Source organism: Ensifer sp. R1-3, from assembly GCF_056739175.1.
On sequence record NZ_CP096516.1, the window covers coordinates 453,553 to 480,509 of the forward strand.

At 61.8% G+C, this 26,957-nt stretch carries 23 protein-coding genes; 9 read left to right on the plus strand and 14 right to left on the minus strand.

The window, feature by feature from the left end:
• Positions 1 to 138: 138 nt before the first annotated feature.
• The 10 genes from M1D43_RS19470 to M1D43_RS19515 all read right to left on the minus strand — a co-directional run bounded on the left by M1D43_RS19470 (position 139) and on the right by M1D43_RS19515 (position 11,903).
• On the minus strand, positions 139 to 324 hold the full coding sequence (locus tag M1D43_RS19470; protein WP_498814410.1) for a hypothetical protein: 186 nt from the start codon (positions 322 to 324) through the stop codon (positions 139 to 141).
• 100 nt (positions 325 to 424) lie between these two features.
• Positions 425 to 2,035, minus strand: a complete 1,611-nt coding sequence (locus M1D43_RS19475) for a GMC family oxidoreductase (RefSeq protein WP_498814507.1) — start codon at positions 2,033 to 2,035, stop codon at positions 425 to 427.
• A gap of 8 nt (positions 2,036 to 2,043) precedes the next feature.
• Positions 2,044 to 3,573, minus strand: a complete 1,530-nt coding sequence (locus tag M1D43_RS19480; protein WP_498814412.1) for an FGGY-family carbohydrate kinase — start codon at positions 3,571 to 3,573, stop codon at positions 2,044 to 2,046.
• A 30-nt stretch (positions 3,574 to 3,603) separates the two neighbouring features.
• Positions 3,604 to 4,446, minus strand: a complete 843-nt coding sequence (locus M1D43_RS19485; RefSeq protein ID WP_498814414.1) for a class I fructose-bisphosphate aldolase — start codon at positions 4,444 to 4,446, stop codon at positions 3,604 to 3,606.
• A gap of 66 nt (positions 4,447 to 4,512) precedes the next feature.
• Positions 4,513 to 6,246, minus strand: a complete 1,734-nt coding sequence (locus M1D43_RS19490) for a glycerol-3-phosphate dehydrogenase/oxidase (protein ID WP_498814415.1) — start codon at positions 6,244 to 6,246, stop codon at positions 4,513 to 4,515.
• Positions 6,247 to 6,257: 11 nt separating this feature from the next.
• Positions 6,258 to 7,253, minus strand: coding sequence for an aldo/keto reductase (locus M1D43_RS19495; protein WP_318852788.1), 996 nt, complete (start codon positions 7,251 to 7,253; stop codon positions 6,258 to 6,260).
• Complete coding sequence (locus tag M1D43_RS19500; RefSeq protein ID WP_015008513.1) at positions 7,250 to 8,254, minus strand: sugar-binding transcriptional regulator; 1,005 nt, start codon at positions 8,252 to 8,254, stop codon at positions 7,250 to 7,252. The genes M1D43_RS19495 and M1D43_RS19500 overlap by 4 nt, the downstream gene beginning before the upstream one ends.
• 1 nt (position 8,255) lies before the next feature.
• Positions 8,256 to 9,248 carry an ABC transporter permease gene (locus M1D43_RS19505; protein ID WP_122103455.1) on the minus strand — a complete coding sequence of 331 codons (993 nt, stop codon included), beginning with the start codon at positions 9,246 to 9,248 and terminating at the stop codon, positions 8,256 to 8,258.
• A gap of 19 nt (positions 9,249 to 9,267) precedes the next feature.
• The gene (locus tag M1D43_RS19510; protein WP_498814417.1) at positions 9,268 to 10,809 is read right to left on the minus strand and encodes a sugar ABC transporter ATP-binding protein; all 1,542 of its coding nucleotides are present in this window, start codon (positions 10,807 to 10,809) and stop codon (positions 9,268 to 9,270) included.
• Positions 10,810 to 10,874: 65 nt separating this feature from the next.
• Positions 10,875 to 11,903: a substrate-binding domain-containing protein gene (locus M1D43_RS19515; RefSeq protein ID WP_127625180.1), complete on the minus strand. Its 1,029-nt coding sequence runs from the start codon at positions 11,901 to 11,903 to the stop codon at positions 10,875 to 10,877.
• Positions 11,904 to 12,146: 243 nt separating this feature from the next.
• Here M1D43_RS19515 and M1D43_RS19520 point away from each other — a divergent pair, with 243 nt between their 5' ends.
• Complete coding sequence (locus tag M1D43_RS19520; RefSeq protein WP_498814419.1) at positions 12,147 to 12,932, plus strand: phosphotransferase; 786 nt, start codon at positions 12,147 to 12,149, stop codon at positions 12,930 to 12,932.
• Between the two features lie 43 nt (positions 12,933 to 12,975).
• On the opposite strand, the gene araH is transcribed toward M1D43_RS19520, so the two are convergent.
• From araH to M1D43_RS19535, 3 genes are all read right to left on the minus strand, one after another.
• Positions 12,976 to 13,929 (minus strand): L-arabinose ABC transporter permease AraH, encoded by a 954-nt coding sequence (gene araH / locus M1D43_RS19525; protein WP_015243318.1) that lies wholly within the window; start codon positions 13,927 to 13,929, stop codon positions 12,976 to 12,978.
• Between the two features lie 2 nt (positions 13,930 to 13,931).
• Positions 13,932 to 15,458, minus strand: a complete 1,527-nt coding sequence (gene araG / locus M1D43_RS19530) for an L-arabinose ABC transporter ATP-binding protein AraG (protein ID WP_015008510.1) — start codon at positions 15,456 to 15,458, stop codon at positions 13,932 to 13,934.
• A gap of 64 nt (positions 15,459 to 15,522) precedes the next feature.
• The gene (locus M1D43_RS19535) at positions 15,523 to 16,506 is read right to left on the minus strand and encodes an arabinose ABC transporter substrate-binding protein (RefSeq protein WP_010975369.1); all 984 of its coding nucleotides are present in this window, start codon (positions 16,504 to 16,506) and stop codon (positions 15,523 to 15,525) included.
• Positions 16,507 to 16,694: 188 nt separating this feature from the next.
• On the opposite strand from M1D43_RS19535, the gene M1D43_RS19540 reads away from it, so the two are divergent.
• The 6 genes from M1D43_RS19540 (at position 16,695) to M1D43_RS19565 (ending at position 21,442) form a co-directional block, all read left to right on the plus strand.
• The gene (locus M1D43_RS19540; RefSeq protein WP_127577831.1) at positions 16,695 to 17,462 is read left to right on the plus strand and encodes a FadR/GntR family transcriptional regulator; all 768 of its coding nucleotides are present in this window, start codon (positions 16,695 to 16,697) and stop codon (positions 17,460 to 17,462) included.
• A gap of 46 nt (positions 17,463 to 17,508) precedes the next feature.
• Positions 17,509 to 18,657, plus strand: a complete 1,149-nt coding sequence (dgoD, locus tag M1D43_RS19545; RefSeq protein WP_498814420.1) for a galactonate dehydratase — start codon at positions 17,509 to 17,511, stop codon at positions 18,655 to 18,657.
• A 29-nt stretch (positions 18,658 to 18,686) separates the two neighbouring features.
• On the plus strand, positions 18,687 to 19,466 hold the full coding sequence (locus M1D43_RS19550; RefSeq protein WP_127577828.1) for an SDR family oxidoreductase: 780 nt from the start codon (positions 18,687 to 18,689) through the stop codon (positions 19,464 to 19,466).
• A gap of 450 nt (positions 19,467 to 19,916) precedes the next feature.
• The gene (locus M1D43_RS19555) at positions 19,917 to 20,069 is read left to right on the plus strand and encodes a GNAT family N-acetyltransferase (protein WP_234841073.1); all 153 of its coding nucleotides are present in this window, start codon (positions 19,917 to 19,919) and stop codon (positions 20,067 to 20,069) included.
• Positions 20,070 to 20,163: 94 nt separating this feature from the next.
• The gene (locus tag M1D43_RS19560; protein WP_127577826.1) at positions 20,164 to 21,090 is read left to right on the plus strand and encodes a YobF C-terminal domain-containing protein; all 927 of its coding nucleotides are present in this window, start codon (positions 20,164 to 20,166) and stop codon (positions 21,088 to 21,090) included.
• A 193-nt stretch (positions 21,091 to 21,283) separates the two neighbouring features.
• Complete coding sequence (locus tag M1D43_RS19565; RefSeq protein ID WP_164836941.1) at positions 21,284 to 21,442, plus strand: response regulator; 159 nt, start codon at positions 21,284 to 21,286, stop codon at positions 21,440 to 21,442.
• Positions 21,443 to 21,496: 54 nt separating this feature from the next.
• Here the strand turns inward: M1D43_RS19565 and M1D43_RS19570 are convergent, their stop codons facing one another.
• Positions 21,497 to 22,558: a chemotaxis protein CheB gene (locus M1D43_RS19570; protein WP_498814423.1), complete on the minus strand. Its 1,062-nt coding sequence runs from the start codon at positions 22,556 to 22,558 to the stop codon at positions 21,497 to 21,499.
• Positions 22,559 to 22,802: 244 nt separating this feature from the next.
• Between M1D43_RS19570 and M1D43_RS19575 the strand changes: the two genes are divergently transcribed.
• Both M1D43_RS19575 and M1D43_RS19580 read left to right on the plus strand, forming a co-directional pair.
• Positions 22,803 to 26,285: a chemotaxis protein CheB gene (locus M1D43_RS19575; protein ID WP_498814424.1), complete on the plus strand. Its 3,483-nt coding sequence runs from the start codon at positions 22,803 to 22,805 to the stop codon at positions 26,283 to 26,285.
• Positions 26,269 to 26,679, plus strand: coding sequence for a response regulator (locus M1D43_RS19580; protein ID WP_017265291.1), 411 nt, complete (start codon positions 26,269 to 26,271; stop codon positions 26,677 to 26,679). Before M1D43_RS19575 ends, M1D43_RS19580 begins: the two co-directional genes overlap by 17 nt.
• Positions 26,680 to 26,957: the final 278 nt, after the last annotated feature.

The window sequence follows — 26,957 nt, forward strand, 5'->3', positions numbered from 1 at the left end:
GGGGGAGGAACGCGCGCCTTTGGCCGCCCCGGTCGGCCAAAGGCAAAGACGCCAGGTGCTGATCAGCATTGGGCCGGGGTGCAACCAATGTTTATGAGAAGCAGCCAGTCGGCCAGCCTGAAACTCAGGGTGCACACGTCAAATGAGAAAGCCAGCTTCGAACGAACTGGTATCGACGCTGGCGGCGCAGTCCAGCACCCAGCACGATGAAGATAGTGCCTCACACGAAACGATTGAAGCAGGATCAATCCGGGTCCGCGCGGCCGCAGCGTCGGTCAATTCCAGCGGCTTTTGACGTTGACCGGCCGCACGTTCACGCTGCATGCGGGGACCAATTCCTGAAATGCATCATCCAAACCAGACCCATCACATGGAGCGGATGAGGACGGCGCGTGCGGTTTCGCCTGGGTTCCGAAATCGTGATCTAGCGGTGGAGGATGGCCTCCGCCGCTTTTTCCGCAATCATGATGACCGGCGAGTTCGTGTTTCCGGAGACGATGCTGGGCATGATCGAGGCGTCGACGACACGCAAGCCATCAAGACCATGAACCTTGAGCGAAGGGTCCACCACCGCCATCGGATCGCTGCCCATCTTACAGGTGCCCACCGGGTGGAAGATCGTCGTCGCGATGTCGCCGGCGCGTCGGATGAGCTCATCCTCGCTTTGGAACTCCGAGCCCGGCAGCATTTCTGCCGGCCTAAATCTTGCGATGGCCTTCGTCGCCATGAGATTGCGAGCGTGACGGATCGCATGTGCCGCAAGCAGCCGGTCGCCGGGGGTGGACAGATAGTTCGGCCGGATGTCCGGCGCGGCGGATGATTCCGCTGTCGTGACATGCACGCTCCCCCGGCTTTCCGGCCTCAGATTGCAAACCGAGACCGTGACGGCCGGGTATCTGTGGAGCGGCTCTCCCAGCCGGTCGGTGCTCAGTGGCTGGACATGGTATTCGAGGTCGGCGGTCGCGACCGACGGGCTGCTCTTTGCAAATATGCCGAGCTGGCTCGGCGCCATGGAGAGCGGACCGGAACGCCTCAGCATGTATTCGGCGCCCATTCCGATACGGGAAAAAATGCTATGATAGAGCTGGTTCAGCGTCTTCGCGCCTTCGATCCGGAAGACGGTGCGGATCTGAAGATGATCCTGCAGGTTTTCGCCAACCCCGGGGAGGTCGTGGACCACCTCTGCGCCGGCTGCGGACACGACTTCCGGTCGGCCCACCCCGGATAGTTCGAGGATTTTCGGCGAGTTGATCGCGCCTGCAGAGAGGATGACCTCGCGCGTGGCGCGCGCCACCTGGATGCGGCCGTTCAATCGGAAGCGCACGCCCTTCGTCCGGCGGCCGTCGAAGATCAGACGCTCTGTCTCGGCGCCCGTCAGCACCCGGAGATTTGGCCGCTTCATGGCGGGGCGCAGGAAGGCCTTGCTCGTGTTCCAGCGCACGCCGCCGCGCTGATTTACCTCGAAATAGCCGGATCCCTCGTTATCGCCGGTGTTGAAATCCTCGGCCTTCGGAATGCCAAGCTCTTCGGCGGCATCGCGAAAGGCGTCAAGGATCGGCCAAGACAGACGTTGCCGTTCGACCCGCCACTCTCCGCCGGCGCCATGCATCGGCGACTTGCCGCGGAAGTTGTCCTCCGATTTCAGGAAATAGGGCAGGACATCGTCCCAGCCCCAGCCGGTATTGCCGGCCTGGCGCCAGCCATCATAGTCGGCCGCTTGCCCACGCATATAGATCATGCCGTTGATCGAAGAGCAGCCGCCGAGCAGCTTTCCGCGAGGATAGGGGAGGCTGCGGCCGTTGAGGCCGGGCTCTGCGGCCGTCCTCATCATCCAGTCGGTGCGCGGATTGCCCATGCAGTAGAGATAGCCGATCGGCACATGCACCCAGTGATAGCGGTCGCTGCCGCCGGCTTCGAGCAAGAGGACCCGGTTTTTCGGGTCGGCGGAAAGCCGGTTGGCAAGCACGCAGCCCGCGGAACCGGCGCCGATGACGATGAAATCGTAACTGCCCGCGTCGGCGATCGTCTCGTTCATGTGCGCGTTCACGCCGCAACTCCCGCCGTGACGGCCTGCATTGCCGAAAGCCGTCGCCAGAGCGGCGTCATGACGTCCGCGATGTCCCTGTAAAGTGCGTATCTACGGGCATAATGCGGCTCCAGAGCCCTGTTCGGAAGGTAGTGCCGCTCGGTTTTCACCATCGCGGCCGCACCCTCGGCGAAGTCGGAGAAAATGCCGACGCCGGTGCCGGCGGCGATTGCCGCGCCCAGGGCGCCCGTCTCACGCGAGCCGGCGACGGAGACCGGAACGCCGATGACGTCGGCGAAGATCTGCGGCCATATGAGGCTGCGTGAGCCGCCGCCGGAAAGTACCGCCTCGTCGAAGGCCGCACCTGCTTTCCGCATCGTCTCGATGTGCTGGCGGTGTCCGAAGGCCACACCTTCGAGAACCGCGCGGACGAGGTGGCCTTTCGTGTGCCAGCCAGCGATCCCATAGAACCCGGCGCGCGCGCTGCCGTCCTGCTGGGCGCCGTAGAGATAGGGGTGATAGATGGGGTCGTCGAAGGCCGGATCGCTTGAGGAGGCGAGCTCGCAGCAGAGGTCGAAGGGCGAGCGCCCATCGGACCGCACCTCGGAAAAGAACTCTCGCACCAGCCATTCGAGGTTCGCGGCGGAGGTCGCGCTGGACTCGATCGCCATGTAGCGGTCGCGGTCGAAGGTCGATGACATGAACACCGGTCCCTGGAGCTCCGGGCGTTCGATGATCACCTGATTGATGCTCCAGGTTCCGGCAATGATCGAAGCCGCCCCCGTGCGGGTGACCCCGGAGCCGATCGCCGAGGCGACCACGTCGAAGAGACCGCCGACCACCGGCGTTCCGGCGGCAAGACCCGTGCCGGCCGCGGCCGCTTCGGTGATGCGGCCGGCAATTTCGGCGCTTTCTACCAGCGACGGCAGGAGGTCCATGGATTCGCAGAGCCCGTAAGCTGCCATGAGTTCCCGGTCGTAGTGCCGGCCGGCGACGTTGAGCAAACCGCAGCCGGTCATGTCCGAGACGTCGCTGACGCGGGCGCCTGTCAGCCGGTTGACGATGAAATCCTTGCAGAGAAAAATCGTGCCGATCCTGGCGAAAACCTCCGGTCGGTATCGTTTCATCCAGGCGAGCAGGGTGGGGGTCTGCGAAGGCCAGGGCCGTTGCTGGCCGATCGGATAGGTTCGGTCGCCGACACCTTGCGACGTCCACTCTTCGACAAGCGCCGCCGCCCGGGTGTCGAGCGATTGGATGCCAAGAAGCGGACGCCCCTCATGGTCGAGCGCGTACAGCCCGTTGCCATGGCCGGCGCAGCCGATCGCCGCGAGTTCGCCGGCGTCAATCCCCGCCTCATCGATACATCTGCGGATGACGCGGCGGGCATTCTCCCAAAGTTCGTCCAGGTCGCGCTCGACATGCCCGGGGTACGGCATCCGGCTGTGTCCTTCCGCCGCGGCCGAAGCGATCTCCTTGCCCTTTCGGTCGAAGATCACCGCCTTGATGACGGTGTTGCCGGCGTCGAGGCCCAATAGATAATCTCCCATGCTGAACCCCTCCCAAGGTCCGTTATCCGATCAACTTTGACGATACAGTGCAAAAGCCTCTTCGCCGCTCGCATTGTCGTGCACGATCGCCATCAATGCGCGCACCACGGCTTTCGGATTGGAGTGCTGATAGATGTTGCGTCCATAGACCATGCCCATCGCACCTTGCTTCATCAAGGCCGCCGACTTGTCGAGGACGGATCTCAGATCCTCCTTGCCGCCGCCGCGGACGAGAACCGGGCAACGCGCCGCTTCGACCACCCGGTGGAATTCGTCCACATCGTTGGTCGGGTCCGCCTTGACGATGTCGGCGCCCATCTCCCGGGCAAGCCGTGTCAGCGTGACGATCTTGTGGGCATCGCCATCGACCATGTACCCGCCATGCTCGGTCACCGGTTGCATGACGAGCGGCTCTATCATCAGCGGCATGCGGTATTTGTCGCAATCGGCCCGGACGCGGGCGATGTTCTGCACGCATTGGCGGAAAAGATCCGGTTCGTCCGGAAGCATGAACAGGTTGACGACGACGCAGGCCGCATCCATCGCCAGCGCCCCGATCAGCGGCTCGGCTTCGTTCTGCAGCACCGCCCACATGTCGCGGTGGCGGATGCGGTTATAGGGATTGCCCATGTCGATGCGCATGACGAGCGCCGGCTTGTCCTTGCCGGGAAGATCTTGCAGCAGATCGGCCTGGCCGTAATTCATCTGGATCGCGTCGGGCGCAGCCGCGGTGAGTGCCTTCACCACGGTCTCCATGTTTTCGAGTCCGCTCAAGAAAGACGGTTCGTTGCAGACACCGTGATCGATCGCGACGTCGAGGCAGCGTCCGCGGTTGAACAGGCGGTTCATCCGCACCTTGCTATTGGTTCTCATGCTAGTTCTCCTTCCTCGTAGGTTGCGCGGTAGCCTGGACTGAGGCCACGGCAAAAGATTGCGGTATCACCCCGCCGCGACGGCCTTAGCCAATGGGGGTGGCATTCGGGCTGCAAGGGCTTTCTCGTCGACCCCGTGCCGGTCTCGCAGGAGCGCAAGGCACCGGTTCCGCTCACTCAAGCTGCGCGCCTCGGACCAACCCTTCTCCCCCGTCAGCAGTTCAAGCGCAGCGTCGAGAATGGCCAGCGAGAGCGTGCCCGAGATGGCGAGCGTCGTGCGGCGCAAGAGCAGATCGTCCAGATGCTCGACCGCCTCGTTGCGGATCAGGAACAGAAGTTCCCGCATCGTATGACCGGCGCCAGGGATCGCGGCATCGCTTCCCTGGCCTATGAAAGCCGCCAGCGCCTCCGCTTCCGTTCCGTAGCGGGAGAACAATTCGGCGACGTGCGGCGGCGGCAGGCCGCAGCGAGCAGCCAATGCGGCAATCCAGCTTTCGCAGTCGGCCGGAAATCGCCGCCCCCCGCCGATGGCGCGGTCGGCCGTCGAGGCGCGGCGTGGAAGGCCGAGGCGTTCCAGCACCGTGTCGGCGGCAAGTTCGCCGAAGGAGCGAAAGGTCGTCCACTTGCCGCCGATCATGCAAAGTACCGGCGTGCCGGCGCTCTCGATCATGGTGCAGAAATGGTCACGCGGGATGCGGCCAGTGAAACTGTCGCTGCTGGCGGGCAGCGGTCGCACGCCGGAGAACTGGTAGACGATTTCCTCCGGCCCGATCTCGATGCCGGGCAAGACGAAGGCCAGCGACTGCAGGATGTAGTCGCGTTCTTCTTCCTCGCACCTGACCGTCCCGGGATCGTCGACCCGGATGTCGGTCGAACCGACCAGCACCTTGCCGAAATAGGGAAAAAGGATGCAGATGCGGCCGTCCTCGTTCTCGTAATAGATCATGTGATCGCCGAGCGCGTCGCGCAGATGCACATTGTCGATGATGAGATGCGATCCCTTCGTGCCGCCCATCAGCGGAGCGGAGCGGTGGTCGGGCGGCAGCAGAGCGCCATTGGTGATGTCGATCCAGCCACCGGTCGCGTTCACGATCAGACTGGGCTCGATCTCCACGCTGACCCCCTCGACGTCGTCGGCAATGATGTATGTGCCGGCCTCGTTTCTGCGAAGCTCGGCATAGTTCAGCGCCGCGGCCTCGGTCGAGGCGGACAGTCCGTCCTGCAGGAGCTCCATGCCGATCCGCTCGGGGTGGCTCACCCAGGCATCGTAATAGGTGGCGGAACTGCATATCTTCGGGTTGAGCGCCGGCCATTTCGCCAGCGTCGCGCGACGGCCGCGGAACCGGTGGCGCGGCATCAGTGCCCGCTTGCGCGTCAGCAAGTCGTAGATCGAAAGCCCGGCCTTGATCGCGATGGCCCCGCGGCGGCTCGGCCGGCGGCTCAAGCCGAGAAAGCGGACGATGCCATTGGCAAGGCCGGAGAATATGTCAAAGACGGGAACCGTCGTCGCAAGAGGCGACACGAGGTGCGGCGCGTTCCTGAGCAGCCTGTCGCGCTCCACGAGCGACTCCTTCACCAGCGTAAACTCGCCGTTTTCGAGATAGCGCAGGCCGCCATGCACCATGCGCGACAGCGCGGCACTCGCGCCCGAGCAGTAATCGTGCTTCTCGACGAGCAGGACGCGCACCCCCTGCAGCGCGAGCTCGCGAAAGACGCTGAGCCCATTGATGCCGCCGCCGAGGACGCAGACGTCCACCTTCGGGCTCTGGCGGAGCCCGTCCAAAATCTCTGTCCTTGTCATGGGGCGGTCCGTTACCTGTCCATGTTTGCCAGCTCGGCCGCTATCGCAGCATCGATCGCCGAGAGGGCCTCCGCGCTGAGCCGGATCGTGCCGGCTCCTGCATTGTCGAGCGCCTGGGCGGGATTGCGCGCGCCGCAAAGCGCGAAGGTGATGCCAGGCTGCGCCAGGGTCCAGGCGATGACGATCTGGGCGATCGATCCCTCGTATTCTTGCGCGATCGGCCTTATCGCTTCGGCGAAGCGCGTGACCTTCTCCCGGTTTGCGACGGAGAAACGCGGATTGTTCCTGCGCTGGTCGTCGCCGGAAAAGACGCGTTCGGGCCCGATCGAGCCGGAGAGAAGGCCCAGAGCGAGCGACGAATAGCTGAGCGTCGCCACTCCGTTTGCCATCGTGACCGGCAGGAGTTGCGCTTCGATCTCCCGGTCGAGCATGCTGAACCGTTCCTGGATCGCATCGAGACCGCCGATCTGCACATAGATCTGGAGTTCTTCCAGGTTCACATTGCTGGCGCCGATCGCCCGGATCTTGCCGGCGGCGCGCAGGTCCTCGAGCGCCCGCATGGTTTCCTCGATCGGTGTCGTCGGGTCTTGCCAATGGGTGATGTAGAGGTCGATATAGTCGGTGCCGAGCCGTCTGAGGCTCTGTTCCACCTCGTGGAAGATCGACTCCCGGCCGAGATGGCGGTGGACCCGCCTGCCGTCCTGGTCGAAGAAGTGATTGCCCTGCTGTGTGTGCCAGACGAGGCCGCACTTCGTTGCGATAACCGCCTTGTCGCGGCGCCCGGACAGCGCCTTGCCGACGATCTCTTCCGCCCGCCCGAGCCCATAGGCGGGTGCCGTGTCGATCAGCGTCACGCCTGCATCCAGAGAGGCCTGGATGGCGGCGACCGATTCCCGCTCGTCCGTGCCGCCCCACATCCAGCCGCCGATTGCCCAGGTGCCGAGGCCGACCGCAGAGGCCGCGACCCCGGAGCGGCCGATCTCCCGCATGATTTGTTGTCCATTCATGAACGCTCTCCGCCTTCCTTGGCCAGTTCGAGAATGCGCGCTCCCGTCGCCTGATCCGTGACGAGCGTGTCCAGATGATTGCCGCGCATGACGCTTAAGATCGGCCCCGCCTTGCTAGGCCCGCTTGCGACACCGATCTTCGTCGGGATCGAAGCGAATTCGGAGAGCGTCAGCGAAACCAGACGCCGATTGAGTCCGTAGCCGCAGACGCGCCCGTGATCATCGAGCAGATGCGCCAGCAGTTCGCAGGAGGCTCCGGATTGCTCGATCGCCTCGCGATCGGTGCTGGATGAGGGGTGCAGGTCGTAATAGCTGGAGTCGTCCGAGAGGATCGAGCCGATGCCCACCACGGCGATCTTCGCGTCGCGCGCCCGCTTGAAGACGTCGGCAACCGAGCGCATGCCGAGCAGCATTTTCCGTTCCGCTTCGCTATCGGCAAAGAGCGGCGCGTGTATCTGGAAGGAATGCCCGCCGAGCCGGTCCGCCATCAGGGTGGAGACGTGGTTGACGTCGGTATAGTGCTTGCCCTGGACGCAGCCGGTCGCGGGGATAACCTCGATATCAAAGCGGCGCGAGGGTTGCAGGCCGGCAACGACGGCGCTTACCCCCTTGCCGCCGGTGATGCAGATCGTATCTCCGTCGGCGATCTGTTCGAGCATAAGCCGTGCCGCGGCTTCGCCGACCGACTGGAGCGCGATCTGAGGGTTGTCGGAGACCGTCGGCACGACGACCGCGCGGCGGATACCTCCGAGCGCCAGCAATTGTTCTTCGATTTCCACCAGTGGCTCGACCGGCGACTTGATCTTGATCTCGACGAGACCAAGCTGGCGGCCGCGCTTGATGAGCCGGTTGACGGTCGCATGCGAGATTCCGAGCTGGTCGGCGATCTGCGCCTGCGTCATGCCCTCCAGGAAGTGCAGCACCAGGGCTTGATGCATCTGCCTGGCGATGACGATTTCTTCGCGCGGGGCGGACATGGATTTCGGTTTGGCGTTCGGCATGTCAGAGAGCCTTCCGCTTGTGCAGCAAGTGATCGATGGAAACCGCGGCGAGCAGTATGCAGCCCTTGATCATATCCTGCCAGTACACCGAAACGTCGAGCAGGATCAGCGAGCTGGTGACGACGGAGAGCAGGGCGATGCCGAGGATGGCGCCGAGGATCGTGCCCGAGCCGCCGTTCAGGGAGGCGCCGCCGATCACCGCCGCGGCGATGATGTTGAGTTCCATGCCGACGCCGAAGGTCGGCGTCGCGGCGCCGAAGCGCGACATGTAGATCGTCCCCGCGACGCCGGAGAGTGTCGCACACAGCACCGTCACCCAGAACTTGACGTCCTTCGTCTTGATGCCGGAATAGAGCGCGGCCTTCTCGTTGCTGCCGGTATAGAAGACCTTGCGGAAGGCGGTCGCCCGGCGCAGAAGGAAATCAAAGGCGCCGACGACAGCGATGAAGATCAGGATCACATAGGGAACCCCGAAGAAAGTACCCTGACCGACCGCCTTGAATGCCGGCGGCAAGGTGAAGAGCGAAAGCGGTGTGCCCTTGGTGATGACGAGGCAGAGACCGCGCACGATCACCATGGCCGCAAGCGACGTAATGAAGTGGTTGAGCCCGACCACGGTGACGAAGAAGCCCATGATGCAGCCGATGGCGGCACTGGCAGCAATCCCGACGAGCGACGCCGTCCAGGGATCGACTCCCATCAGAAAGAGCGAGCCCGAGAGCACCATCGAGAAGCAGACGACGGAGCCGACCGAAAGATCGATGCCGCCGACGATCAGCAGGATCGTCATGCCGACGACGACGATGCCCTCGACCGAGAAGGACATGAGCATCGCCCGGAAATTGCCGAGAGTCAGGAAGTGCGGCGAGGCGAAGCTCATGATCACTGAAAGCGAAAGGATGATCGCAATCAGTCCAGCCTCGCGCATCGTGCCGATCCGCTTCCATGTCGGCCTGCGCGTTTTTTGCACAACCGCCAATGTATCCACTGCCATAGCCCTGTCTCCTGCTTCTTCAGGCAGCATGCCCGGATGCCTTCAAGTTCGTTTCGGTTGCCGGGCCGATGCCGGATGCAAGCCGCATGATCGCCTCCTCGGTCATTTCGTTGCCCGATACCTCGCCTGCGATCCGGCCCTCGCGCACCACCAGGACGCGGTCGCAGAGGCCGATCAGCTCCGGCAGTTCGGACGAGATCACCAGAATGCCGATGCCGGCACCGGCAAGCTCGCGCAGCAGGCGGTGGATTTCCGATTTGGCGCCGACATCGATGCCCCGCGTCGGCTCGTCCATCAGGATCACCTTTGGATCGACCGCCAATTGCTTGGCGATCGCCACCTTCTGCTGATTGCCGCCCGACAGCGAAGAGACCGGCATATCGACGCCGCCCATCCGCACGCCAAGCCGGCGGGTCAGGTCTTCGGCGAGCGCTCTTTCCTCGCGGGAGTTGAGCAGGCCAAGAGAGGTCAATGCCTTCAGATCGAGTGCGGCAATGTTCTGGGCGATCGAGAGATCGAGGAAAACGCCGGATCCTTTCCGGTCCTCCGAAAGATAGACGACGCCGGCCTTGGCCGCGTCGGAATAGCGCCGTAGACGAAGCACCTTGTCATGCAGCCGGATTTCGCCTTGCGTCACCGGTCGCAGCGCGCAGATACCCTCGGCAATTTCCGTCCGTCCGGAGCCGATCAGGCCACCGACGCCGAGAATCTCGCCGTGGCGGAGCTCGAAGCTGACGTCGCGGAAGCGTTCGCCGGCGCCGAGATCGCGGACCCAAAGAATCGGCTCGCCTAGGCGTTCGGAGGAAGGCTGCTTGTCGGGATAAAGCTGGCTGATCTCGCGGCCGACCATCAGCCGGACCACATCGTCAGGAGTGACGTCCGAGACCATTTCCGTCGCGACATAGCGCCCGTCGCGGAAGACGGTCACCCGGTCGCAGAGGCTGAACACCTCTGCCATGCGGTGGCTAATATAGATGATCGAGATGCCGCGCGCCTTGAGATCGCGGATGATGCCGAAGAGCACCTGCGCTTCGGTCTCTGTCAGCGCCGCCGTCGGCTCGTCGAAGATTAGCACTCGGCAATCGAGCGTCAGTGCCTTGGCGATCTCGACGAGCTGCTGACTGGAGATCGGCAGGTCGCCGACCTTCTGGCTGACGTCGATCGGGGCCAGACGATTCATCACGGCCTGCGCGTCGCGCTCCAGCTGGGCGTAGTTCATCAGAGCCGAGCGACGGCGGTTCGTCGCCGCCATGAACATGTTTTCCGCGATCGTCGCGTCAGGGCAGAGTGCGATCTCCTGATGCACGAGGCCGATGCCGAGCGACTGTGCGACCGCGGGCGAGGCGATCTTTACGGGGGCGCCTTCGATGAGGACTTCCCCTTCCGACGGCTGCAGCACGCCGGCAATGACGTTCATCAGTGTCGACTTGCCGGCGCCGTTCTCGCCGCAAAGCGCGTGAACTTCGCCCCGTGCGAGCCGAAAGTCTACGGCTGTCAACGCCTTGACGGCGCCGAAATGCTTGCTGACATTGCGGATCTCCAGCACGGTCTCTGACGTCATCGCGTTTTCCCCTCCCGCTTCGTCGGCCGCCCGGAGCAAAGATCCAGGCGGCCGCCCATGCGATCTTATTCCTCGATGCCCTTGGTACCGCGGCGTTTCAGGTACTTGTCCCAGTAGAAATCGTCGGCGTTATCGGCCGTGACAATCGACAGCCCGTTGTCGACGACGGGGATGCTCATCGCATTGAAGCCGGAGCGCTTGGCATCGTTCATAGGGTCGATGAGTTCGGGGTGCTTGGCGAGCCAGAGCAGCAGGAAGCCCATATAGCCCTGCATGCCCTGGTTAGGATTGATCGAGCCGAAGACCTCGCCCGCCTTGATCATGTCGAGTATATTGGCGTTGACGTCGGCGCACATGACGAGCACTTTGCCGCCCGTTTCCTTGTTAGCCTGCGCCGCACCGATCGCGGAATTGGCCTCAGGCATGAAGACCGCGCCGAGATTCGGGTTGGCCTGGATGAGGCTCGTGAGCCCCTGATAGGCCTTGTTCGGGTCCTGGTTGGAAGCGGCCCGGCCGACGAGCTTCATGTCGGGCCATTTCTCCTCCATGCGGGCGATGAAGGCCGCGATGCGCTTGTCGTGATTGTCCTGGCCGGGATTTTCGAGGACCGCATACTCGCCCTTGCCGCCGAGCTTCTCGGCGATCTTGTCGGCGGCATAGATACCTTCGCGGGTATTGTCCGAGGTGATGTAGGATACGCGCTTCGACAGCGGCGAATCCGCGGCGAAGGTCACGACCGCCGTGCCCTGGTCGGTCGCCCGGTTGATAGGCTCGATGAACGGATCCGAGTTCATGGGGTGAACCAGAATGCCGGCCGGGTTCTGCGCCAAGGCTTGATCGAAGCTGGCGATCTGCTTGTTGACGTCATATTCCGGCGTTCCGGTGTATTCCGTCTCGCAGCCGAATTGCTGGCCTGCCTGCTTGAACATTTCGTAGACCGGGAACCAGTATTCGACGCCCGATACCATCACGTTCATGACGTATTTTTCGCCCGGCTTGCAGCGGAACGGGTTTTCTGTCGCGGCGGTGGCCGTACCGGCAAGAAGCGTGGTTGCGAGGACCGCCATGGCGGTCGTGCTGAGAAAATTGCGCAAGAATCCTCCTCGAGGCCGAAGCCCCTCCCAAAAAGCGCATCGGCGCGCAGAAGCGGCCGCTGTGTTCGTGAAGTCCGTTCTTCCTCCTCGAAGTCCGGTAGAGGCAGGTAACTCTAGGAAAGGATGCGTGTCAATATATTTCCTAGACTGAAATATATTTCACCGCAGCAGCTCCACTTGAGCCGATATGCCGGGCTTCAAAGCGCCTGGCCTTAGAGACACGGTCATTGCTATTCTGCTGCGATGACCGAGGACGCCGAAATCCCGCTAGCCGGGGGAGAGAGAACCGCTGTCACACGCCGCGGCTCTGTCGTCCTGCGGGAGGCGGGCCCCTGGACCCGGTCGGTTCATGCGCTGCTGAGGCATTTGCAGGAGGTAGGCTTCGAAGGCGCGCCTTGCGTCGTCGGTGACGGGTTCGACGAGCACGGCCGTGAGGTCCTGACGTATATCGACGGGAAGGTCATCAATCCGACGCCCTGGTCGGACGAGGCGATTTGGGGATTAGGCGATCTCATTCGCCGGTTACATGAGGCGGCTGCAACCTTCCGGCCACCACCCGACGCCGTCTGGCGTGGCTGGTTCGGTCGCAGCATCGGCAAAGCGGACATTATCGGCCACTGTGACGCAGCGCCCTGGAATGTGATTTCCCGCCACGGCAATCCCGTTGCGTTAATCGACTGGGAGGCGGCCGGTCCGGTCGACAGGCTGACCGAATTGGCCATGCCTGGAACAACGCGCAGCTCTACGATGACGACGTTGCCGAGAGGAACCGTCTGCCCGATACCCGAAAGCCGGATGCGACAAGTGCGCCTATTCGCCGATGGATACTGCCTCGCGGCGCCGGAACGGCATCGGCTCGGATACTGGATCATTGAGTTCGCCGCCGAGAGCGCAGCGAACGAGGTCACAGAACAGGGGATCACACCTAAGACCGAGCATGTTCCGCGCGTCTGGGGCATCGCTTGGCAACCGCGCAGCGTCGCATGGTTGCTGCGAAATCGCAGCGCTCTCGAGCGCGCACTTGTATAAGGATGGCGAGCACCTGTCGACGCAGTACCTCCGGCATTGCCGCTCAGGCTCGCGGCCTGCCGGCGACAGAGCGCATGTTGTCGAGGAGGACCGCAATCAGCAGGATGAGGCCACGCACCACGTACTGATAGAAGGCCTGGATGTTGAGCAGGTTCATGACATTCTCGGCAATTCCCATGATCAGAACGCCTACGACGACGCCGGTCATGGTCGCCCTGCCGCCGGCAAGCGAAACACCGCCGAGAACGCAGGCGGAAATCACCGAGAGTTCGAGGCCGGTGGCCGCATTCGGCTGACCCGAGGTGATGCGCGAGGCGAGCAGGACCCCAGCCACCGCACATACCAGCCCCTGCAGGGCGAAAATCCAGATGCGCATCCGCGCGACGTCCACGCCGGCAAGCCGGGAGGCTTCCGGGTTGCCGCCGATCGCAAGCGTGTTCTTGCCGAAGACGGTACGGTTGAGCAGGAAGCCAAACACGATGAAGAAGAGAGCCATCACCCAGATCGGCGTGGGCACGGTCAGGAACTTCGACAGGGAGAGCTGATAAAATGCCGGATCGTTGATTCCGACCGCGCGGCCGTCCGACGCGATCAAGGCGAAGCCGCGTACGATCTGCATCGTCGCTAGCGTCGTTATGAGCGCATTGATGCGGAAACGGGCGATCACGATGCCGTTCGCGAGGCCGACGATCCCACCGCAGGCAAGAGCCGCCAGAAGACCGAGCACGATCGAGCCCGTCGCGTTCGACGCCATGACGGCAACCATTCCCGAGAAGGCTACGGTGGAGCCGACTGACAGATCGAAGTCGCGCGACGCCAGGCAGAACATCATGGTGCAGGCGACGACGCCGATGGTCACCACTGACTGCAGCAGGCCGAGCATGTTGCGTTCGGTGAGGAAATTCGGAACCGTCAGCGCCACCACCACGAAGGCGGCGGCAAAGATCACCAGCAGGCCCTGTTCGCCGAGAAGAAGTTTTTTCAAGGAAGTCGTCATGGTCAGCTTACCTGTTCGGGAAGGGTGGCCGTCGTGGCTGAGGCATCCGGAAGTGCTGCTGCGAGAATCCGGTGTTCGTCAAAATCGCTCCGGTCGATTTCGGCCGCGATCCGGCCCTCGCACATCACGAGAATGCGGTCCGCAATCCCCATAACCTCCGGCAATTCGCTAGAGATAACGACGATCGCCATGCCTTGAGCCGCAAGCTCGTAAAGAATTTCGTAGATTTCCGATTTCGCGCCGACGTCGATGCCGCGGGTCGGCTCGTCGATCAGAAGCACCTTGACGCCCTCTTCCGACAGCCAGCGTCCAAGGATCACCTTCTGCTGGTTTCCGCCGGAAAGATTGACGATGTCCTGGTGACGCGAGGGCGTGCGCACCCGCAGCTTCGCGATGAAACGCTCGGCAAGCTCCGCCTCCTTACCCTTGTCGACAACCCCGAATGGCGAGAAATGACGGCGGGAGGAGATCGCCATGTTCTCCTCGATGGAGCGCCCTTGGACGATGCCATCGAACTTCCTGTCTTCCGGGCACAGAACGACGCCGGCACGGATCGACAGCCGCGGGCTGTCCGCCGGCACGGCAAGGCCGTCCACCAGAACCTTGCCCTGCCGGCGGCGATCGGCACCATAGACCAAACGGGCCATTTCGCTGCGGCCCGCGCCGATGAGGCCAAAGAAGCCGAGAATCTCGCCGGCGCGGACGGTAAAGCTGATCGGCTGGGGCAGGTTGGCGCCGGAAACGCGTTCGACCGTAAGCCTCGCGGCTCCGAGCGTCCGGGCGCGCCAACCCCAGATATTCGAAATTTCGCGCCCGACCATTTCAGCGATAATCTGCTCGCGGCGGACTTTCGAGATGTCCGGATGATGGGCTGCAAGCCGGCCGTCTCTCAGCACAGTCAGGCTGTTGCACAGACGGAAGATCTCGTCCAGCCGATGCGAGACATAGAGGATGACCGTACCATTCGACCGCAATCTGTCGATCAGGGCGAAGAGGATTTCGCTTTCTCGCGATGAGAGCGAAGAGGTCGGCTCGTCCAAGGCAATCACGCGAGCGTCGGTCATCACCGCTTTGGCGATCTCGACCATCTGCCGCTCGCCGATCGACAGGGACGCAACCTTCGCCTCAGGATCGACGTCGATACCGATTTCGGAGAGTCTGTCGGAGACGACGCGGATCAATTGTCGACGGTCGATGACGCCGGCCTTGCCGGGGAAACGGCCGAGCCAGAGGTTTTCGGCCACCGTCAGCTCCGGTACGAGCTGCAGTTCCTGATGGATGACGATGACGCCTGCGTTGAAGGCATCGCGTACGGAACGATAGTGCTGCGGCTCGCCGTTTATGCGGATCTCGCCGGTGTCGGCCGCCTGGTCTCCGGAGAGCACCCGTATCAGGGTGGACTTTCCCGCTCCGTTTTCGCCCATCAGCCCGTGAACGGCGCCCTTTCGGACAGAGAAGGAGACCTCCGACAGCGCCTGGACGCCGGGATAGCCCTTTGAAATCGATTGGAATTCCAGAAAGTCCTGCATTGCAGCGCTCCGAGAAGGACGCCCGGCGGCTTGGCAACGCCGGGCTCGTTTCAGTCGGCAGGGCCTACTCGATCCCGAGTTCCTTGCGGACGGCCTCATAGTTGTCGCGCAATGCAAGCTGGCCCGCGGTCAGGATCAGCTTTTCCGGTTCCTTGCCGTTGGCGATCCACTCATACATGTTGAGGGCCGTCTCGTAGCCGTGGCGCTTTGGCGAGATGATGACGGTGCCGAAGAAGCCCGTCGCGGAAGGCTTCTTGAACTCGTTGATCGCGGAGTCCGCGCCGCCGATGCCGATGCCGATCATGCTGTCCGCGGGGATGCCGACCGTCTCGGTGGCACGCACTGCACCGAGCACGGCTTCGTCGTTGAGACCGACGGCGACCCACTTCTTGATACCGGCATTCTTGTTGAGAACGACTGTTGCGGCATTGAGAGCGGCTTCGGTGTCGGTCTTTGCCTGCGGCGCGTCGAAGACATTGGCTTCGGGGAAGCCGTTCGCCTTAAGAACGGAGAGCGCGCCTTCAACCCGGTCCACGGCTGTTGGGAGCTGGTCGTAGGAAACGCGGATCGCGCCGACTTCCTTCATGTCCCAGCCGCGCTTCTTGATCTCCGCGACGATCGCCTCGCCCACCGCCTCGCCGATCTTGGTGGCGGAGATGCCCATATGCGGCACGTCCTCGATGGGGCTGCCGTCGGCATTGACCAGCCGATCGTCGACCGTCATCAGCTTCAGATCGTTGGCTGCCGCCTTGGCGACGATGCCGGGGCCGAGCTTCACGTCAGGGGTGCAGATGATGAACCCCTGCGCACCTTGGGCGCCGAGATTGTCGATGGCCGACTGTACCTTTTCGCCATCCTGGGCTCCGATCTTGACGAGCGTGAAGCCCTTTTCCTTGGCCGCCTCGTCGGCGAATTTCCATTCGTCCTGGAACCACGGCTCCTCAGGCTGCTTGACGATGAAACCGATCTTTACGTCGGCGGCGAAGGCGGATGTTGCAGCAAAAATCGCGACGGTGCCGGCCAAAGCGACGGCCTTGATAAAGCGCATGATTTCTCTCCCTATTCGAACTGCTCCCAGCAGCCGCATTTGTGTATGATGGAAAGATCATACTTGTCAATTGCTCTGGTATGATGAATGATAAGCGCCTGTCTGAGAAAGCGGCCGAACGAAGGGTCGTCACCTCGGCTCAATTGCGATAAGCATCGCCTCAAGTCCGAAGAAAATAACCGCCGCGCATGGAGATTTCGGTGCAAGGACAGCAGGATCAATCGACGGAGCCGAGCGGCGCGCCTTCTCGCCGGCCCCGTGTCCAGAAGGATGTGACGCGGGCGATCGCCGCCGAGATCTGCGGTGACGACTATCCGGCAGGCAGCTTTCTGCCGCGGGAGAACGACCTGTGCGAGCGCTACGGCGTCAGCCGCACGGTGATACGGGAATCGCTGAAGATCCTCGAATCGAAGGGCCTGGTGCGCGGTCGCTCGCGCGTTGGTACCGTCGTCTGCAGCAAGGACGAGTGGAACATACTCGACCAGCAGGTCCTGGAGTGGATCGGTGACCGAATTTTTCAGTTCGATCTTCTGAACTGTATTCTGGAAGCGCGTCGTGCGATCGAACCGATTGCTGCGGAACTGGCTGCTGCGCGTGCGACGGTGCAGGAAATCGCCGCCATTGAGCGCGCCTGGCAGCAGATGAGAGACGCCGATGGCGACATCGTGAAGTTCACGGCGGCGGACGTCGCCTTCCACGAATCGCTCTTGAAGGCGAGCCACAATCAGGTGTTCCAGCAGCTGGCGAGCATCATCCAGGCCGGCCTCAAATTCTCGCTGCAAGCCTCAAACGAGGCGGCGGACACATGTGGCGATGCCGTGGAAATCCACAGGCAATTGGTCGAAGCGCTGCGGATGCGCGACACGGCAGCAGCACGCGCCTGTTCGTGCCAGCTGCTGGACCTCGCCGCCCGCGATCTCGCCGTCGCCGTAAGGCGGCACTCGCCGCCCGCCTGACCGCGCAAACGATTAGCCGCACTCTCTGACAAACTGGACGCATTTCATGAAAATCACCAAGCTGACGACCTACATCGTTCCGCCGCGCTGGCTGTTTCTCAAGATCGAGACCGATGAGGGCATCGTCGGCTGGGGGGAGCCCGCGGTCGAGGGGCGCGCGCTCACGGTCGAAGCTGCCGTTCACGAGCTTTCGGACTATCTCGTGGGCAAGGACCCCTTCCTGATCGAGGACCATTGGAATGTCCTTTATCGAGGCGGGTTCTACCGCGGCGGCGCCATCCATATGAGCGCGCTCGCCGGCATCGATCAGGCGCTTTGGGACATCAAGGGCAAGGCCCTCGGTCAGCCCGTCCACTCTTTGCTCGGCGGCCAGTGCCGTGACAGGATCAAGGTCTATTCCTGGATCGGCGGCGACCGCCCGAGCGATGTCGCGAACAATGCGCGCGAGGTGGTCGCCCGTGGCTTCAAGGCGATCAAGCTCAACGGCTGTGAGGAGATGCAGATCGTCGACACCAACGAGAAGATCGACAAGGCGGTGGAGACGATAGGGCTCATCCGCGATGCGATCGGCCCTCATGTCGGCATCGGCGTCGATTTCCACGGGCGGGTCCATCGCCCGATGGCGAAGGTTCTCGCCAAGGAGCTTGAGCAGTTCAAGCTCATGTTCATCGAGGAGCCCGTCCTTTCGGAGAACCGCGAAGCCCTGAGGGAAATCGCCAATCATTGCTCGACGCCGATCGCACTCGGCGAAAGGCTCTATTCGCGCTGGGACTTCAAATCGGTTCTCTCCGACGGCTTCGTCGACATCATCCAGCCGGATCTTTCCCATGCCGGCGGGATCACCGAATGCCGCAAGATCGCCGCGATGGCCGAGGCTTACGACGTAGCGCTGGCGCCGCACTGCCCCCTCGGGCCGATTGCGCTTGCCGCGTGCCTGCAGGTCGATGCGGTCAGCTATAACGCATTCATCCAGGAGCAGAGCCTTGGCATCCACTACAACGAGGCGAACGACATCCTCGACTACATCTCCAACAAGGAGGTCTTCGCTTACGAAGACGGTTTCGTTTCCATTCCGCAGGGGCCCGGCCTCGGCATCGAGGTCGACGAGGCATATGTGATCGAACGCGCGAAGGAGGGGCATCGCTGGCGCAATCCGGTCTGGCGCCATTCGGACGGCAGTGTGGCCGAGTGGTGAGAACTAGGCGCCGATCGAAGGGGGCAGGGATGAGTGACCGGCTTAAGGGTAAGCGGATCATGGTGACCGGTGCTGCGCAGGGTATCGGCCTTGCGATTGCCGAAGCGTTCCTGTCGGAGCGGGCGGCACTCTTCCTCCTCGACCGCGACGGTCCCCTGCTTGAAAAGGAGGCGAAGCGCTTGCAGCGGCAGGGGCAGTCGCTCGCCTACGCCGAGGCAGATATTACGGATGCGGAGGCGATCGAATCAACGCTGTCGGCAGCCGCTTCGTCGATCGGTCCAATCAACGCGCTCGTCAACAATGCAGGGGTCAACGTCTTCTCGGAGCCGCTGGAGATGAGCAATGCCGATTGGCAGCGCTGTTTCGACATCAACCTCCGTGGCGCCTGGAATTGCTGCAAGGCGGTTCTCCCCAGCCTTATCGAGCAGGGCGGCGGGGCGATCCTCAACATCGCCTCGACGCATGCATTCACCATCATTCCGCACACATTCCCCTATCCGGTGGCAAAGCACGCGCTAATCGGTATGACGAAGGCGCTCGGCATCGAATATGCGTCGAAGGGGGTCCGCGTGAATGCGCTGGCACCGGGTTATGTCCTGACCCAAAAGGCGTACGACTACTGGAACAGCTTTCCTGACCCGGCGGCAGCCGAGACGGCAACCCTGAAGCTTCACCCGGGCGGCCGCATTGCGACGGCAGAAGAGATCGCCCGCGCCGCCGTCTTCATGATTTCGGACGAGTGCCCTTTCATGAACGCGACGTGCTTGACGGTGGATGGCGGGCTCAGCGTCCTGCATCATCCGGCTTGAAGCCGGTGCCGCCACGGCAGGCGCCCACAGCCGTGGCTGGCGACCCGCTCGCCCATTGCCCCAGTAATAACGCTGAAGCACGTGGCGGACTGATTCCGATCGATGGTCGAGTATGTCGACGGCGACGTGTCGATGTTATCGGAATTCCTTGACCTCGTGTCGCTTGGAACCGCCTTTCCCTTTCCGGAAATGTCGGCAAACGCGCTGTCCGTGCTTGGAACGCGTAGTGACTGAAAGCGGCGTGTCTTTGGCCGAATATCGGGCTCACCTCGATCGAATGATTAAGGGCGATGGAATCCCGCTCGCTCTTGTTGCCATGAGCAAGGCTAGTATCTTGGATCAGTCTTGTTGATCGAAAATGATCTTGATGATCGGCCACAATACACGCCGTGGATTGCCGCTCTTTGAGTTGAGCCGGACATGCGACGGCGCGGTATCGCAGCGAAGTTGATGGAAGCCGCCCAAAAAGAGGCTTCGGCGCGGGAACACGCATTTTGCTATCTCTGTGCAACGCCTGACAACTCACCTTATTACCTTGCTCGTGGTTTCAAGCAAATCGAAAGCGAGGTATCCGGATCGAATCTGTTTTCCATCAGCTGTTGAGCTCTGCCACGTGCTCAAAAAAACTGGTCGTTGACAATTTTGATGAAAATGCCCCTCTTGCATTGCCTCGGAACCAGATTTGAGAGGCAAGTTCATGCAGCATTTTCCGTATATAGGCTCCGGTCCATATTGCTACGCGAACGCCTTCGCGATGATGTTTGGCAAACACGCTCCATCCACCGCAAGCATCGAGTTCGCCACAGGTAGCCCTTTCGGGATGCAGCTCGTCGGCGGGTCTCTGCCCTTCTTCGATCCCTTCGGCTGGACGCCTGAGGCTGGCTTCAATGCCGCTCTCGATGCCATGGGCTGGACGTCGTCCGTCATGAGTGCCGGGAACGCCGGAGATGCACTCGAGCGACTCCGATCTCAACTCGTCCACGGTCCAGTCTGGGTCGGTCCGGTAGAGATGGGCTGGCTTCGGTACCAACCGGGCAAGGACGGCCCAATCGGCGCAGATCACTTCGTCGTCGTCATCGGCATCGCGAATGATAGGGTGCAGTTGCATGATCCGCAGGGATACCCATTCGCAACATTGCCGATCGGCGATTTCCTGACCGCATGGCAGGCGGAAACCATCGACTATGGAACGCCCTTCACCATGCGTTTCGGTTTCCGACAAGTACGCGTTGTTGATGAAGACGATGTGATCAGAGCGTCGCTGCCTGCCGCGATCAGGTGGTTGTCCATGCAAAGGCCGCGACACCTCCCCGAAGGCACCATCGGTAATGGCGAGGCGGCCGAGGCATTGGCGAGCATGATCGACGCGAGGTGCGACGAAGACTTGCGTGCACACCTGATCCACTTTGCAGTCCGCGTTGGCGCTAGACGGCTCGCGGATGCCGCCACTTGCCTTTCCCGGATTGGCTATACAGACGCTGCTCATATTGCTTCGGAGCAAGCGGCCCTGATAGGGGCATTGCAGTATCCCCTTGTCACCGGCAAAGACGCGGAAGCGGCCGATCTGCTTAGGCGGCTGGCACCGACATACCAGCTTCTTCTGGAGGCTTTGCGGTCGCGCTGATTCTCGGTCGCGTGGCCGTTCTCCAGGTTGCGAGCAGAAAGGCAGCTGGCCCGAAAGACTATAAAATCCCCCCTTTGGGCCGATTGCACCGTGGCACGAGCAGGCTCGGTAACTGCAATGGGCAGAGAGCAGCCGCACCCTTGAGAGTCTTTGGCGCAGCGGATCTGACGGATTCCCCCCCCCCGCTACGGAAATGGCTGTCGTTTACATCAGCGGGGACAGCGCGGCCGAGTGGGCGATCAATGGCGTCCCGAACAGCATAATGCTTGAGAAGCCGTTCGCGATGGCGGAGATGATAACTGCTGTTGACCACCTTGTGAACGACCGTTCGACCGACCCTGCAAGCGCCTGAATGCCGCATTTGCGCGATTTATTGCCGGTGGCGGCTGCCGAAGGAAGCTGCTGATCAAGATGATTCCGGGTCGATTGGATCCGGATGCTTGGCAACGGCGAGATCGGCATCCTCCAATTTGCCTGCAGTTGTATCCGGCGCGCTGCCAAGGATGGCGCGGCGCAGTGTTTCCGCATGCTCCCTTCCTTCATTGGCCCGCCTTCTGTTTGCGGCGGCGGCGGCGGCGAACCCGCTGCGATGCGCATCTTGCGCCATTTTTTCGCTGAGAGTCACCCTTTCCTCGATGATCCGAAGGGCAACTCTCAGAGCCTCGTCGACGGCTCCTTCCGACTCCGCAGCTAAAGCCTCGGACGTATAGGCATGCCCGACTTGACAGCGAAACCGCAGGGGCGGCCAACTCTTGATTTGCGAGAGTACGCCGCCGCAGGCCGGACACGAGATCGGGACCGGGTTCGCAATGGTTAGCATTGTCTCGGAACCGATCTGTCGGCCGAACGCGATATCGACCTCAAGTCTGATTTCGGCGGGGACGGGAATTGGCGGACCGGCCTCTTCGCCGGTGAGCTCAACGAGGAGTGCAGCGAGACCGTCGAGAGGAGCGCGGTAATCGACATCGCTTGCTCTTAGGGCGCCCATTGGCATGTCCGGCGCAACTGCATCGCTCGGGTTCTGGACGACTGTCACCCCACCACACCGCTTGAGATCGGCAAGGCCAGCGGCCCCGTCGTTCAACATCCCCGTGAGTACGACAGCGACTGACCGCGGTCCGTAATTCAAACCGATTGATCGAAAGAGAGGGTCAACCGCCGGTCGGGCCAGGTTCTCGCGCGGCCCGCGGCCAAGCCGGATGACGCCGTCAATGACGAGGAGGTGGTGGTCTGCCGGCGCAATATAGACGTGCCGGCGCTCTATAACCTCCCCGTCGACTGCAGTCGTTACGGGAATTCCGGAATGCGCGTTGAATATCTCGGCGAGTAGATCTTTTCCGCGTGCGCCGACATGTATGACGACGAATACAGCGGCGTCGAAGTCGCCCGGAAGTTTGCCAAGTAAGTGCTTCAGGGCTGCCACCGCGCCAAGCGAACCTCCTATGGCTATGACGTCACGGCGGCCCATAGTATGCTCCATCGGGCAAAAACGTTCGACGAACGGATAAGTTCGATCGCGGTGAGAATCTTAGTCGGGGAAGGGAAGATTTTCCCAGCCGACACTATCGGCGCCGATATGTCAGCTGATATAAGGGATCGTGCCGGAAGCGTATAATAGTGGCCACCTCCGGCCTCGCAGGTTGCCGATATCCCCGCAGAGGAAGCCACAGCCGGACAGGCGGCTGTTCCTGTGCGGTGCCGGGAGGATGAGCATGGATCGAGAATTGGATTCTCCGATCGTCGCAATCGGAGCTTCTGCGGGTGGCGTCCAGGCTCTTCAAACCTTCTTTGATCTTATGCCGAATGACACGGGCGCCACCTTCGTCGTCATTGTCCATCTCGATCCGCACGCCAGAAGCGAGCTTGCGAACATTTTGGCGGCACGGACGCGCATGCCGGTTACGCAGGTCGAGGACCAAGCGCGCCTTGAAAGCAACCACGTATACGTCATCGCGCCGAACCGTCGGCTTAAGATTGCCGACGGTACGATAGCCGCGCTCCCCTTCGAAGAGCCGCATGCCCTCCGCGCGCCCATTGACCTTTTCTTTCGGTCGCTTGCCGAGGAGCATGGCAGCGAATTTGCGGTCATTCTCACTGGTGCCGGGGCGGACGGTGCGATTGGTGTGAAGGCTATTAAGGAGGCGGGCGGAATCGTGCTCGTTCAGGATCCCGAAGAGGCAGAATATGCCTCCATGCCGCGCAATGCCATCGACACTGAGGTTGCAGACTTCGTGCTGCCTATCCGAGCGCTTCCTCATCGGGTGGCTGAGTTGCTCGCCCGCCGTGATCAGCTTCCGTCCCACCCGTTCCGCGCAGACGATGACGATATGATCGGGCGAATTCTGGCCCATGTGCGCGGCCGAACCGGACATGATTTCTCCCAATACAAGCGGGCTACGATTCTGCGGCGCATCGGACGGCGAGCGCAGGTCGCCAGGAGGGAGACCTTTGCGGACTACTACAACTACCTGCGTGAGAATCCCGAAGAAGCCCAGGCGCTGTTCAGCGACTTTTTGATTTCGGTTACGACGTTCTTTCGCGGTCCGTCGGCTTTCGAGGCTCTTGCCGAAACAGTCATCCCGCAATTGTTTGATGGAAAGGAAGTTGCCGACGCGATCAGGGTCTGGGTTCCGGGCTGCGCCACCGGTGAGGAAACCTATACGATGGGCATGCTTCTGCTCGAGGAGGCGGCACGCCGCGACCTTTCGCCGGAAATCCAGGTCTTCGGCTCGGACCTCGACGCACAGGCACTGCGCATCGCGCGCGAAGGACGATACCCATCGACTATCGAAGGCGATCTCTCGGAGGAACGACTGCGCAGGTTTTTTCAGCGTGAGGGAGATCACTATCGAGTGCGCCGCGAGTTGCGCGATGTGGTTCTCTTTGCCAGCCACAGCTTGCTCAGAGACCCGCCCTTCTCCCATCTCGATATGATTTCCTGCCGAAACCTGCTGATTTATCTCGATCGGCAGCTTCAACAGCAGGTGTGCAACACGTTTCATTACGCGCTCAACGCAGGTGGCTTCCTTTTCCTCGGATCGTCGGAAAGTGCTGACTACCCCGGACTCTTCCTCACTGTGGATCGCGAGGCACGTATCTACAGGGCTGTAGCGGGCGGCGGTGCTCGACCCATGGTGCTGCCGGCGCTGCTTGGTCCACATAAGCCGGAAATGAAATCGACCATCAGTCGGACGTCGCCGGCAGGGCACGTCAGCGACGCAGCTGTACACCGCCAGATGCTCGAGAAAATCGCGCCGCCGAGCATGCTGGTCGATGAAAGTCATCACGCGATTCATCTTTCGGAAAATGCCGGACGCTTCCTCAAGCCGTCGGGAGGGCCCGTCAGTACCGGCGCCACGGATCTCGTGCGTGAGGAATTTCGCTTCGATCTAAGAGCAGCGCTGCACCGGGCCTTCGAGCGGAATGAACCCACGTTGAGCATGCCCATTCTTGCTGACCTCGATGGACAGCCGCACCGCGTCTACTTGCAAGTGAAGCCTGTGGTCCAGGGGACGGAGCGTACGCGGCATGCTCTTGTGCTGTTTATCGAAGGCGAAGCCATCGACAAGACCCAGGAGGTCGTGCTCGATACGCTTGACGGGCGCCCGACGATCGACGAGGCGATCCGCCGCTTGCAAGAGGAATTGCAGCTCGCGCAAAACCGGCTTCGCCTGACGAGCGAGGAGTCGGACACTGCTACTGAGGAGTTGCGGGCTGCCAACGAAGAACTGCAGTCGATGAACGAGGAATACCGTTCGACGGCCGAGGAACTGGAAACGAGCAAGGAAGAGCTACAATCCATTAACGAGGAGCTGCAAACTGTCAACAATGAGCTCAAGCTGAAGCTGGAAAGCATATCGCGGGCTCACAGCGACCTACAGAACTTGATGGCCGCAACCGATATCGCGACGCTTTTTCTTGACCCATCCCTCCGTATCAAGCGGTTTACCCCGCGGTTGACGGAAATATTCAACGTCACTCCGAACGACGAAGGGCGGCCGATCACTGATTTCACACATCACCTTCAATATAAGAGACTTTCTGATGACGCGCGGGCGGTGCTGGAGACGCTCAGACCAGTCGAACACGAGGTGAAGAGCCGCAATGATGGCTGGTATCTAGTGCGGATGCGCCCCTACCGCACGATGGAAGACAAGATAGACGGCGTTGTGGTGACCTTCGTCGACATCAGCGAGCGGCGCCATGCCGAAGAGGTGGCAAAGGAGAGCGGGCAACGCCTTGAGCAGGAAATGCGGCTCGTCGAGCTTTCGCGCTCACCGATATTCGTGTGGGACTTTGACGGTGGCATAATGCAGTGGAATCGCGGCAGCGAGGAACTCTATGGTTATTCGCGTGAGGAGGCGCTTGGAAGGCGCAAGGAAGAACTGCTAAAGACGGCCGTTCCCGGCTCGTCCTTTGACAAGCTCAGGCGAACACTCGGCCAAAGGGGCCGTTGGAGCGGCGAACTGAACCATACGACGAAGGACGGTCGCGTTCTGACGGTAGAGAGTCAAATCGAGCTCGTGCCGTTTGGCGAGCGCCGCCTTGTGCTGGAAAGCACCCGCGACATTACCGACCGCAAACGCTGGGAGCGGCGCGGGCAGCTCTTGTTGAACGAGCTAAGCCATCGGGTGAAGAACACGCTCGCCGTCGTCCAGTCGCTGGCGCGCCAGACGCTCCGCACAACCCGATCGAGCGAGGACTTCGTCGAGCGTTTTGAAGGGCGCCTCGCAGCACTTGCGAGTGCCCATAAGCTGCTTGTCGATTCTGAATGGCGCGGCGCCGAGCTTGACGCGTTGGCGCGAGGGCAACTCGATGCCTACGCCGGCAGCGATCGGCGCCGACTGCAGATCGAGGGCGAGCCAGTGACGCTGCCGCCGGACCTCGCTACACCGTTCGGTCTCGTGCTCCACGAGCTCGCGACCAATGCCGCGAAATACGGCGCGTTTTCTACTGGAAACGGACAGGTCAGGCTCAGTTGGAAACTCGGGAACAACGGCCGGAACCTTGGGGTTATCTGGCAAGAACGCGGTGGCCCGCCGGTCGAGCCGCCGAGCGAGCAGGGTTTCGGCGGCGTTCTGATCGAGAAGAGCTTGCCAGGATCTACGGTTCATCGCGATTTCCAACCGGATGGCGTCGTCTGCACGATCGACATCGAGCTTCCGGAGATCCGGCCAGATGGCGCGGAAAAGTGACGACCGCGGGCTTCTTGAGGGCGTCAGAGTTCTGGTGGTCGAGGACGAGATTTGGATCGCTCTCGACTTGGAAGCAGCATTTCTCGATGTTGGAGCTCAGGTGGTGGGACCCTGCGCGACCCTTGAGGCCGCATTGGTGGCGGCGAAAAATGAAGCGCTGGCGCTCGCGGTGCTCGACATTCGCTTGGGTACGACAACCACCGAGAGGGTCATCGATCTCCTCAACGAGAGGGGCATTCCATTCTTCTTCTATAGTGGCCAAACGCTACCCGACGACATGCGAAAGAAAAGCAACGGCGCCGTCGTCATCGCAAAGCCCGCCACGCAGCAGGATATTGTTGGGACGGCCGCAGGAGTGCTTATAGCCTCGAACATGCCGCCGTCGCCCTTGTAAGCTCCCGATGGTTGCAGCCAATCACAGCGGCGCTGATGATCGGTGGCGATTGTGCTTCATACAGGAGGGTAGGCTGCTTCGAGCAGTCTCCGCGCGGAGGACACTGTTTACAGGTTGGAGCACCGAGTGCCCGGCATCTGGCGGGCGACGAAGCGGTCGACAGAGCCTGGAGCCCTGACCGTTTCCGGTCAGGGCTTTCTGTACCAATTGGAGTTCCGCAATATAGAGCAAGGACACGGAAATACGGTCCACCGCAAAGCCCACTACAAGCAATGGCT